We start from the raw sequence: 11,225 nt of genomic DNA, 5'->3' as shown, positions 1-11,225 counted from the left end.
CGTGGCGGACGAGGAGGCCGGCTACATCACCATCGACGAGGGCGATTACGGCGCGCTGCCGATGACGATCATAGACCGGATCGTCCACAGCGTGCCGGGCGGACGGCTTGACGAATTCTGAGACAGATGGGGAGGGGCGCGTCTGCGCCTCTCCCTTTTTTTGCTGTGGGGTCAGAACGGACATGGAGGGCATCGAGCCCTCCATGTCCGTGCCGCGAGCATGCTCGCGGCGGGGGCTGTTCACGCCGTCAGGCGCTTTTCCACTTCGTCTATCCCGAGGCTCCGAATCCGGCCGAGAAGGTTCCCCAGCCGCTTTGTCTCGAGTTTGAGAAGACCGGTCTTCTCGATGGCCTGAATGGCTGCCTCGCGTTCCTTCTCTTCCAGTCTTTGCCGCCGCTCTTCGAGCTTGCGGACATCCTTTTCGATCGCGGCTCTTTCCTGTTCCAATGTGCGTGCCATGAAGGGCCTCTTGGTTCACGCTGATCGGGCTATGAACCGCGACACTATAGCCTCTCGCGACCGGCCTCGAAAGCGGAACGTCGCCGATGTTTTTCGGTGCACTTTTCCTCGTGCAAACAAATCCCATCAGCGTCGTTCACAACGCTAAGACGCGCAGACTGGCAGTCTCGCTTCGCGTAATCACGCCTTGCACGCCGTTCCGTCCAAAGGACGGCGAGGCGCCCCGCCGAAGGCATTTTTCATCCCAGACCATCTGTGTCACATGACGACCCGAGGGTGGAGATCTGCCCTGGTACAGAGCAGCACACCCTACGCACCAGGGTGCAGGAGCTTTCTTCGCGTTTTCAAGAAGATGAGGCGAAAACCGCGCGTGTTCGCCTGTGGGACGCATGTGGCGCCCACACGCAAACCGCTATTTTGCGGGCATTTCAGTGTGTTACGCGAGAACACGGGCCGCTCGCCAGATCGAGAATTCTTGCCATGCGGGCATGGCTGAACTATAAGACGGGCAGGTTTCTGAGACCCCACCAGCCTCCCTGCTAGGAGGCCTGGTTTTGATGACCCCCAACAAGCATTGCACGGTCAGGCTCGACCGCAGCAAATATGACCGTCTAGTCGCGATCGCGGCCGAGCGCGAATGCACCGCCTCAGACCTCATCCGGCACGCGGTCGACGCCTTCCTTGGAGCCGGCCAGATTCTCGCTGGAAGCCAGCGGCGGCTCGCGCGGATCAACGAGTTTCAGCACCTCGCTCTCGACATCATCATCCGCGAGCAATTCCCCGAATATCGCGATCGCATCCTCGCTGAAACCGACAAGCGTCTGGAGACCTACCATGGCGCGTAAGGACATTCGATCGAACGGGCGCAACATCCCCCTCATTCATCACAGCGCGCGCGGAAATGTGCAGCGCAACTCAGGCAATTTCACGCGCGGAAGCCAGCTCCTCACGCACGAGATGCTGATGTGGTTCTCGGGCGCGAAGCTGCCCTTCCTGCTATGGTTTTTTGTCTTCCTCATAGCCTTCTGCCTCATCCTCGCCGTGAAGCTCGACGAGCACGGCGTCCAGCTCATCGGAATGAAGCTCTATTCGGCCTTGTGGAACTGGATCGACCTCGATCCGAACAAGCGCGTCAACGTCACGCTTCCCAGCGGAGACGTCCTTCGCACCGTGATGCCGGCAGTCCCCTACATCCCCGAGGTGATCAGGGCATGGACCGTCGCCATGAGAGGACTGTTGGGCGCGTTCCTCATCTCGGCCTTCATCACCATTCCGTTGACCATTTGGTTCATCGACATCTCGCATCGACGCGGCCGCGCGATCCTTCAGGAACGGCATGAACGCGGCGCCATGCTTGTCGACCACGATATCCTTCTCAACGAGATCAATGAATATAATCGCGAGAAGTTCGAAACCGAGGCGGTCGAACTCTTTCCCGGGAAGTCGCCGCGGGACGTCCTCGCGCTTCCCTTCGCCGTGCGCAAGGCAGCCGGAATCCACCATCCCTACAAGCTCGCCGACATCCCTTTCCCCCATCGGCTCGAGCAGTCGCATGCGATGCTATTCGGAACGACCGGCGCCGGGAAAACGACACAGCTTCGCGATCTGATTGTGCAGATGCGCCAGCGCCAGGACAACGCCGTCGTTTTCGACCTCACGGGCGCCTACGTCGAAGCGTTCTACGACCCGGAACGCGACACGATCCTCAACCCGATGGACCAGCGCTGTCCCGCCTGGACCATCTTCAACGACTGCACGAGCTACAGTCATTTCACGGCAGCGGCTGCCTCTCTCGTTCCGTCCGACGGCGGATCGTCCGAGCCCTTCTGGGCGCTCGCCGCGCGCACTCTCTTCATCGAAATGTGCATCAAGCTCCGCGAGCGCGGCCAAACGACCAATCTCGCTCTCTCCGACAATCTGATGACGGCCGACCTGAAGCGCGTGCACCGCTATCTGGCCAACACAATCGCGGACCCGCTGACCGCCCCGGAAGCTGCACGGATGGCGGAATCGATCCGGGCTGTCTTCAATACCAATGCGCAGGTCCTGCGGTTCCTCCCCGACGAGGGCGAGCCTTACTCCATTCGCAGGTGGATGACGGCCGACAAAAGGCCCGGCGCCATCCTCTTCATCACCTCCGATTATGAGGACCTGGAGCTGAACCGTCCGCTCCTGACGCTCTGGACGAACCTGTCCATCACGAGCCTCATGTCGATGCCGCGGACGAACAGTCTGCGCACCTGGTTCGTGTTCGACGAACTCGCCGCGCTCCACCGTCTGCCGGCCATCGAGAAGGGACTTCAGACCGCACGCAATTTTGGCGGAGCAATGCTCCTCGGCCTCCACAGCTTTCCGAAGCTCGTCGAGGTCTACGGCGAAGAAGGCGCTCGAAATCTTGCTTCGCTAGCACGCACCAAGCTGATCCTCGCCACCGGCGAATATAAGACCGCCGAAGAATGCTCCCTCTACATCGGAAACCGTGAGGTTCGCCAGATGGATGAGGCCTATTCTTACGGCTATAACAACACGCGCGACGCTTCGACGCTGACTCCGCGAAAGCAGGTCGAACCGCTTGTCCTTCCCGACGACATCACCAACCTTCCGGCGCTTCACGGATATGTCAAATATCCGGACGGATTCCCCGCAGGACGGATCAAGCTCGAATGGAAACGATACCCCGTTGTCGCCGAGGGCTTCATGCCTCGCGCCAATGTTCAACCCGTTCGATCAAGGCGCGGAGAAGGGGCGTTCGAGGAGGATGGGGCAGGGGAAGCCGGCGGGCGGGACGGCTCGTTGCTGGTGATCGACGAGATTCTGGAATCTCCCAATCTCGCGCGGGATTTGGCCGCCGGGATATTGTCGGCGGAAGCAGAAGAAGAGGGGAACGCGGCGGCACGGGCGGCGCAGGGCACGGACGACCGCGGTGATCAGGGATCGGTAAAGGGTGAAAGCGCCGAAAAGGCGCCCGCGGCACCGGCCCGATCAGACGAGCAGGCTGTTGCGGCGCGGGATCGCGACGATCGGAGCGATGGCCATCGGCAGGGTCAGGGGACGCCCCAGGTCGAGGATCAGACGCTCGCCGAACTGCGTCAGGACTTCTCGGCCGGCCGTGACGACAACGATCTCGATATGGGCATCTGATGCTCTCCGTCGCCCCGATCCGCTCGGCCGCCGGGTCCGCGAATTATTTCGCGAAGGACGACTATTACACCGTCGAGGATTCGTCCGAGGTCAGCGCCTGGGCAGGGGAAGGGGCCGACATCGCTGGTCTCTCTGGCGAGGTGTCGAAGGACGCCTTCGAAGGGATTCTAAACGGGTTCCTGCCGAGCGGGGAAGGGGTCGCCCAGGTCGAGAACCGCCGGCACGGCCTCGACCTTACCTTTTCGATGCCGAAGTCCGCGTCGGTGATGGCCTATGTCGCCGGCGACAAGCGCGTGCTCTCCGCCAACATGGCGGCCGTCAAGCAGACGATGGCCTGGGTCGAAAAGAACCTTGCCGAAGGCCGGCGCGACGTCGACGGCCGCAAGGTTCCGGTCCAGACCGGCAATCTCGTCTATGCGCTCTTCCAGCACGATACCAGCCGGGCGCTCGATCCGCAGGGCCATATTCACGCTGTGATCGGCAACATGACGCAGATGCCCGATGGCAAGTGGCAAGCCCTTCACGCCGACAAGATCTGGAGCCACAACAGCATCATCGGCGCGATTTACCACAGCTACCTGCGGACGGCGCTCGAGAAGATCGGCTACACTGTAGAGCTTCGCGGCAAGCACGGAACCTTCGAGATCGTCGGCGTGCCAAAGGCCGCGCGTGAGGAGTTCAGCCAACGGCGCGAGGACATTCTCAACAAGGCGGCCGAAACCGGCATAACATCCCACAAGGGCCGCGACCAGATCACGATCAATACCCGCGATCCCAAGCTCGACGTCGAGGATCGCGGCGCGCTCAGGCAAAGCTGGATCGAGCGGGCCGCTGCGCTCGGTTTCGACGGAAAGGACCTGCGCGCGGCCGCGGAAGCGCGTGCTGGCATGATGACCGCGGTCGGGCCGCTCGAGCGCGGCTATCGCGCGATCGTCGATGCCATCGATCTCGCGCGCAGCCGGCTCGGCGATTTCCTTCGCCCACACGACCCGTTAGTCGACCATGCGCTCGCGCGCGCGGTCAAGTCACCCGAAGAGGCCCGCACGCAACTCGCGGTCGCATCGGCCGTCCGCATCCTGTCCGAACGCGAGGCGGCCTGGCCGCTTCATATGGTGTCGAAGACTGCGCTCGATCTCGGTCTCAAAGGCGTCACCGTCGAAAGCGTCGAGCGCCGGATCGATCAGCTCGTCCAGAATCGGCAGATCGTGATGGGAACTGCCCATGCCACGGACCGCGACGGCAAGATGGTGACGACCCAGGAGGCGCTGCGCATCGAGGAGAAGATCCTCGACCTGGTGAAGGAAGGCAATGGCGCCGCAAATCCCGTCCTGTCTGCTGCCGACGCGCCCGCGCGCCTTCAGGCAGTCGCGGAGCATCCACTCAATCCCGGGCAGCTTGCCGCCGCGACCCTGATCCTCTCCTCTGACGATCGCACGATCACGATCCAGGGAAAGGCGGGCACGGGCAAGTCCACGATGCTGCAGGCGGTCTCGCGCGTCGCGGAGGCCGAAGGCCGTACGATCCGGGGTCTCGCGTTCCAGAACAAAATGGTCGGCGATCTCGCCGAGGGCGCCGGCATCCAGGCCCAGACGATCGCCTCCTTTGTCCTCGCCCACGAGCGCTTCATCGCCGAACGGAACACGCCGCGCTATGAAGCGGCGCGGGAAAGGCTCGCCGGCACCATGCTCCTCGTGGACGAGACCTCGATGGTCTCGGCAAGCGATATGCTGAAGCTTCACCAGATCAGCGCGGCGATGGGCGTCGACAAGCTCGTCCTCGTCGGCGACAGGCAGCAGCTCTCCTCGATCGACTGGGGCAAGGCCTTCGCCATGATCCAGGCTGCCGGCGCGACGATGGTGCGGATGACCCAGAATATCCGCATCGGGAAGCCGGGCCAGCCGCTAACCGAAGAGCAGCAGAAGCTGAAGGTTGTCGCCGAACTCGCGAACGTGGGAAAGGCGGGCGCCGCCATGAAGGTGCTCGGCGAGCATATCGTGGAAGAGAAGGATCCGGCCGCCGCCGCGGCCGATAGTTGGCTCGGCCTTTCACCGGAAGAGCGTGAGGCGACCGCCGTATTCGCATCAGGCAGAGACGCGCGCGAGACTATCAACAAGCGCATTCAAGCCGGATTGATCGCCGAAGGAAGCGTCAAGGGCGAGGCGCTCCAGCTCACAGTCTATGATCGAGTGAATACGACGCGCGAGGAATTGCGCTATGCGTCGACCTATCGCCCCGGCCAGACCCTCGAGGTGGGTCGGGGCGGGGCGCAGGATGTCGGCATCCAGGCCGGGCGATACGATGTCCTCAAGGTCCATGCCAGTGGCAAGGTCGACCTCGCAGACGGACGGCGCAGGATCCGCTTCGATCCGCAGAAGCTGTCGCCGGCAGAGCAGCGGGACCGGCTCCAGCTCTCCGAGAAAAAGCCGCTCGATATCCACGAGGGCGACCGCATCCGCTGGACCGCGAACGACAAGGGCCGCGGGCTTCACAACGCCACCCTCGCCCGGGTGGTGAGCGTCGACGGCTCCGGCGTCACGGTAGAGACGGCGGGCAAGGAGCAACTGACCCTGCCGATGGGCGATCCGATGCTCTCGCGCCTCGACCTCGCCTACTCGCTGAACATGCATATGGCGCAAGGCATCACAACCGACAGGGCGATCGGCGTCATGTCCTCATTCGAGCGTTTCCTGTCCAACCAGCGCCTGTTCAATGTCCTCGTGACGCGCGTGCGCGACGGCCTGACGATGATCGTTGACGACAAGGAGAAGCTGGCACGGCAGCTCGACATGAACCCGGGCAACAAGACCTCTTCGCTCGAAACCGTCGGCCGCCTCGACATAGATGGGAACATGGCCAAGGGCGCGAAGGCGCGCGAGGATTTCAATCCCGGCCCGATCGACGGCGTCGACCTGTCCGATCTCCCGCCGCTGCCTGACGACCTGCCCCCGCTCCCTGACGCCGGCGCCGCAGCGCCGGTCGGAAAGGACCAGGCAGCGAAGCCCGAACCGAAGCCCGACCGGGCGGAACAATTGCCGCCGCTGCCCGAGCGCAGCCTCGGCCTCGATTTGTAGCATGAAGCCGCCGGCGCGGCGCCGGGGGCGAAAGGAAGGAGACGAAACGATGGCATGGGAATTTGAGCAGGCCGGCAAGTTCGGCAGCGAGAAGGCGGCTGACGATTATGCCAGGCGCAACAATCTCGATCCGCGCGATGTGCAGATCACCCGCAAAGGCGGGGAAGTGGAGCTCAGCATCCGCCGATCGGCGCTCGACGGGCGCAACCTGCGCGACAATGGCGAAGGCCGGCGGGATGGGTGGGGCTGAAGGAGGCGGTCATGGAATTCACTCAGCGCCGCGGCGACGCGCCCCCTCGGGCAATCGGAGGATAACCGCGCATGGGCATCGACGATCGAGACTATATGCGCGAGCGGCAGCGCGCGCGGAGCGGAAGCACGCGCTGGAATGACCGAGCCGGGCGCGTGGAGGGCGCCTGGTTCGACCCGGCCATTCGAAGCTTCGACTATCAACGCGGACGCTGGCGGGGCTCCAGGCGTTCCAGCCCTGTTCGATATATTCCCTTTGCCCTGAGCCTCCTCCTCATTCTGATCCCCCTCTACGGCGAAGCTCAACGGGCGGGCTGGCTGCCGGATCGCGAGGCGGCGATGCCATTTCCGGAATCAGGGTCGGTAACTGTGGCGAGTTGGGCGATGCACGAACCCGTTAGCAGCTTCCTCACCGTCGAGACGGCGGACAGCAATGCCGTCGTGCAGCTCATCGACCCGACCACCGGCCGACACGCCATTTCGATCTATGTCTCGAAAAATGACCGGATTCGCGTGCCGGTGCCGCAGGGCACATTCCGGCTCCGGCTCATCGAAGGTCAGAAGTGGCACGGACCGGTGCGCTATTTCGGGTCGAATACATCCTACGAGACAGCCGCTGAACTCATGATCTTTGCACCTCGGGCCGGCCACATCATTGACCTTCATCGGAGGCCCGATGGCAATCTCAAAACGCGTATGATGTTGTCGCGCCCCGAAGCTCTGTGATTCCGGACGCGTAAGTGTGGTCAGCGGCGCACGCGCGATAGGACCCGGGCGGCGACATTGCTGCGAACCGCGAGCTTGCGGCCATAGCGTAATGCCGTAGCGGGCGAGCTCCAGCGCAGCGCCTGGGCTATTCCCGCGCCGTCCTCTCCGGCAGCAAAAAGGTCCTGGGTCAGGCCGACGCGAAGGGAGTGAGTGGACAATGCCTGCACCGCGGCGGTCAACTCGCTGGCGGGGAGACTCACCAATCCCAGTTCGAATGCTGCAAGCGCGACGCGTCGGTAGATGCCGTTGACGCCCTGGCGTGTCAGCGGCGCCGTTCCGATGGAATAGGTCGTTCGGGCGAGCGCCGTTTCAGAATCGCTGGCGCGTACGCGCCGCCGATCGACTCCGACCCTGCGGAACAGGGGGCCTTCCTCGATACCGCTCGCTTCCAGCCAGGCGCCGACCCGCCGCATGGTCTCGGCCGACAGCCATGCCCAGGCGCCTTCGCCTTCCTGGTCGGTCTTGGAGAAGGGGATGAACAGCGTCGCCGAACCATCCTGCTGGGGATCGATATGCACAGCTTCGACCACCGTGAGTTCGCTTACGCGCAGCCCCGCGTCATATCCGAGCGATAGCAGGGCAGCGTCGCGCAGCCCCTGCAGGTCGCCGCCGCAGGCATCGAGAAGCGCAGCGAGGGTGAATCCCTTGGTGACATGGCTGTCCAGTGCCTTGCCGAGCCGCAATGGCGCTGCCTGGCGCTGCAAGGCTCCTCTGCGCCTGCGGACGGCCTTGAGCGCCGCGCGCACCATCGGTGCGTCGGTAGGCGCGGCTTCGCCCGCCAATCCCATCATGCGGTGGACCGTGCCGAGGCTAGCGATCCGGCGCGCGAGCGTCGCGGGCTTCTTGCCCCTGCCATCGAGCGCATTCACATAGCGAACCAGATCTTCGGGATCGGCGGGCAGCGGTGAGCGGCCTTCCTCACCGCACCAGCCGCTCCAGCAGTCGAGATCGGCGGCGATCGCCGCCTTTGTCGCGTCGGCCATGGCCGCCAGCGTCGTCTCGAGTCCGAGTTGGCTGATCGGCGGCAGATCCGCTGGAACGATGCTGGCGATCGTGCGCAGCAGCCGCATGTCGACGGTCTCGGGATCCGCGTTTGGCGATCGCGTCGGCAGCGCGGCATCGTTGGTCCGGACCACCACGATTTCGGCGTCGGAACGGCTGGCGGGTTTTTCGGCCATCGTTGCTACGCGCCCTTGCGCCGGGCATTGTGCTCATGCGGCACAAGGCGCGGCACATTTGTGCCGCGTGATTTCGCTGCCATTTTCGCGATCGTCATTTTGGCCCTTCCCTGCTGTTTCCGCGCACTTGTTCTTACCATAACGATCAATTATGGTAAGTGACAGATCGCGCGGGGAGGGCGGTTTTTGGGGCTGTTTTACAAGCTTTTCCGATAATGCTGATCAGAGCGCGATATCGACGCGCGTGCAGGACGGTCACGATGCCCGACGGATCCATCCGACAGAAACGCCAAAAGACATAGTGATGCTCATGGCGGCCGAAAAAGCCCTCGACCCCGAATTCTGCCGGAATGGCGCGCCATCGCGTTTCGCGCCTAGCGATCCGATCGAAGCAGTCGAAGAGGCCGCGAATGTAGGCATCCGCCTTGGGCCTCGCCCCAGCGGTCGCGTACAGGCATAAATTTCGCCCAGCCGCCCTCCGGCGCATTGAATGCCTGCGTAAGCTCTGCCTTGAGGCGACCAAACTGCTCGGCTTGAGCCGTTCCTTGTCCCGGCGGATGAGGTCGCGGACATATTCGCTGACATTTTCGTAGGAGCCTTCGGCGCCGACATGTGCCATGACGAAATCGCCTAGTGCGCCCCTGATCCGAACATTGAGCGTAACAGGCTTGCTCATGGCGATAACCTCCTGTTTGATATTCTGGACAGGATCAAGGGCAGACTAAGCAATGCTGGGTGCCTCCGCTGCTTCCCGCCCTTCGTCAGAAAATTCTGGAAACTTTCATACATTGGAAGTATCGGGAATTTCATGTCCTCCCTGGCGCAACAGATCACGGCAGCGGGTCTGGCCGATCATATCCTCAGCGAACGCCAGCTCGGCAATCTGCTGGGCGGCGGAGACGCCCGGCGCTACGGCCTGGTCAATCGGGCGCTCAAGGATGGTTCCCTGCTCCGCGTGAAGCGCGGCACCTACCTGCTGGCTAAGCGCTATCGGGCCGAAACCATCCATCCCTTCGCCATTGCGCAAGGTCTGATGCCGGGTAGCTATGTCTCTTTCGAAAGCGCGCTCGCCCATCATGGCTGGATCCCCGAAGCGGTCTTTGTGACCGCGGGAGTGACGCCTGGCCGCAAAACGCTCCGCTTTGAAACGACAGACTTCGGCACGTTCAGCTTTCATCCGCTCGCTATCGCGGATTATCAGTTCCTGGCCGGCGTCGATCGCGTGCAGATGGGCAAGCTCATCGCCTTCGTCGCACAGCCGCTGCGGGCCTTGTTGGACCTCGTTGCCCTGCGCAAGCAGCAGTGGGCGGGCATCGAGTGGCTGACCCATGGCATGCGGATCGACGAGGACATGCTCCTCGGGCTCCGACGGAAGGATTTCGCCAAGCTGAAACCGGTCTACAAGCACAAGGCCGTGAACAGCTTCCTCGCCGCGCTCGAAAGCACTGTCATGGCCAGGAAGGTCCGCTCAGCACATGATTGACATCATCCAGGAGAAACTGCGCCGCTACGATCCCGCCAATGCGCTAGAGGAAGAGAATGCGGTCAAGGAAATCCTCCAGGAAATCGCGCTCTATGCCCTTTGGCGCGGCGACTTCTTCGACGTCGCGCTATTCCAGGGCGGCACGTCCCTGCGCATCCTGAACAGCCTACCGCGCTTCTCGGAAGATCTCGACTTCCTGCTGCGCCAGGCCGACCCAGACTTCGACTGGACGCCTTATCTCAAGACCCTGATCGAGGTGTTCGGCCAGTTCGGGCTGAAGCTCGATGCTCTGCCCAGGGCGAAGATGGACACGGCTATCCGCCAGGCGCTGATCAAGAACGATTCCATCGCGAGCCAACTCGACCTGTCTTTTGCGGGCGCTGGTAAGCCAAAGACGATCCGGATCAAGCTAGAGATCGACGTCAACCCACCTGCGGGTTCGGGCGAGGCGTCCAGCTATCTCGATTTTCCAGCGGACCACGAAGTTCGGCACCAGGATCTGCCGTCCAATTTCGCTCTCAAGATTCATGCCTTGCTATGCCGGGGTTTCCTCAAGGGTCGGGACTGGTTCGATTTCTCCTGGTATGTCGCCAAGGGAGTAACGCTCAATCTGGCCCTCCTGCGCAATGCCCTCATCCAGGCCGGTCCCTGGGCGGGAGATAATCACATCGCCGTCGACATGCCCTGGCTGAACGAAGCGCTGGGCAGCACGATTGCGAAGATCGACTGGAAGGCCGCCGCTGACGACGTGCGGCGTTTCCTGCGGCCGGCCGAACTCAGGTCGCTTGATCTGTGGAGTGAGCGCTTTTTCCTCGCCAAACTGGAAAAACTGACGTCGACTTCTGGTCACGCTTGAGCGGCAAACCTCCAGCGCTA

General features: G+C 62.8%; 10 protein-coding genes. 7 read left to right on the top strand and 3 right to left on the bottom strand.

Features of this window, described 5'->3' with window-relative positions; all coding sequences use genetic code 11:
• Positions 1 to 240 precede the first annotated feature (240 nt).
• Positions 241 to 459, bottom strand: a complete 219-nt coding sequence (locus B5X82_RS24115) for a hypothetical protein (protein WP_020818471.1) — start codon at positions 457 to 459, stop codon at positions 241 to 243.
• 554 nt (positions 460 to 1,013) lie between these two features.
• On the opposite strand from B5X82_RS24115, the gene B5X82_RS24110 reads away from it, so the two are divergent.
• The 5 genes from B5X82_RS24110 to B5X82_RS24090 all read left to right on the top strand — a co-directional run bounded on the left by B5X82_RS24110 (position 1,014) and on the right by B5X82_RS24090 (position 7,646).
• A complete protein-coding gene (locus tag B5X82_RS24110) occupies positions 1,014 to 1,304 on the top strand; it encodes a hypothetical protein (RefSeq protein WP_025160433.1) in 291 nt (96 codons plus the stop codon).
• Positions 1,294 to 3,600 carry a type IV secretion system DNA-binding domain-containing protein gene (locus B5X82_RS24105; RefSeq protein WP_020818473.1) on the top strand — a complete coding sequence of 769 codons (2,307 nt, stop codon included), beginning with the start codon at positions 1,294 to 1,296 and terminating at the stop codon, positions 3,598 to 3,600. The genes B5X82_RS24110 and B5X82_RS24105 overlap by 11 nt, the downstream gene beginning before the upstream one ends.
• Positions 3,600 to 6,671 (top strand): MobF family relaxase, encoded by a 3,072-nt coding sequence (gene mobF / locus B5X82_RS24100; RefSeq protein WP_020818474.1) that lies wholly within the window; start codon positions 3,600 to 3,602, stop codon positions 6,669 to 6,671. Before B5X82_RS24105 ends, mobF begins: the two co-directional genes overlap by 1 nt.
• Before the next feature lie 49 nt (positions 6,672 to 6,720).
• Entirely contained in the window at positions 6,721 to 6,921 is a 201-nt protein-coding gene (locus tag B5X82_RS24095; RefSeq protein ID WP_020818475.1) for a hypothetical protein, read from the top strand.
• A gap of 71 nt (positions 6,922 to 6,992) precedes the next feature.
• A complete protein-coding gene (locus B5X82_RS24090) occupies positions 6,993 to 7,646 on the top strand; it encodes a hypothetical protein (RefSeq protein WP_020818476.1) in 654 nt (217 codons plus the stop codon).
• A gap of 20 nt (positions 7,647 to 7,666) precedes the next feature.
• Here the strand turns inward: B5X82_RS24090 and B5X82_RS24085 are convergent, their stop codons facing one another.
• Both B5X82_RS24085 and B5X82_RS27150 read right to left on the bottom strand, forming a co-directional pair.
• On the bottom strand, positions 7,667 to 8,866 hold the full coding sequence (locus tag B5X82_RS24085; protein ID WP_020818477.1) for a tyrosine-type recombinase/integrase: 1,200 nt from the start codon (positions 8,864 to 8,866) through the stop codon (positions 7,667 to 7,669).
• A 145-nt stretch (positions 8,867 to 9,011) separates the two neighbouring features.
• Positions 9,012 to 9,542: a ribbon-helix-helix domain-containing protein gene (locus B5X82_RS27150; protein ID WP_063619123.1), complete on the bottom strand. Its 531-nt coding sequence runs from the start codon at positions 9,540 to 9,542 to the stop codon at positions 9,012 to 9,014.
• Between the two features lie 132 nt (positions 9,543 to 9,674).
• Here B5X82_RS27150 and B5X82_RS24070 point away from each other — a divergent pair, with 132 nt between their 5' ends.
• The gene (locus B5X82_RS24070) at positions 9,675 to 10,349 is read left to right on the top strand and encodes a type IV toxin-antitoxin system AbiEi family antitoxin domain-containing protein (protein ID WP_020818478.1); all 675 of its coding nucleotides are present in this window, start codon (positions 9,675 to 9,677) and stop codon (positions 10,347 to 10,349) included.
• The gene (locus tag B5X82_RS24065; protein WP_020818479.1) at positions 10,342 to 11,205 is read left to right on the top strand and encodes a nucleotidyl transferase AbiEii/AbiGii toxin family protein; all 864 of its coding nucleotides are present in this window, start codon (positions 10,342 to 10,344) and stop codon (positions 11,203 to 11,205) included. The genes B5X82_RS24070 and B5X82_RS24065 overlap by 8 nt, the downstream gene beginning before the upstream one ends.
• Positions 11,206 to 11,225: the final 20 nt, after the last annotated feature.

Source organism: Rhizorhabdus histidinilytica, from assembly GCF_900167915.1.
GTDB lineage: Bacteria > Pseudomonadota > Alphaproteobacteria > Sphingomonadales > Sphingomonadaceae > Rhizorhabdus > Rhizorhabdus histidinilytica.
Note: the sequence above shows the minus strand (reverse complement) of the source record. Positions and strands in the feature narration are given on the sequence as shown.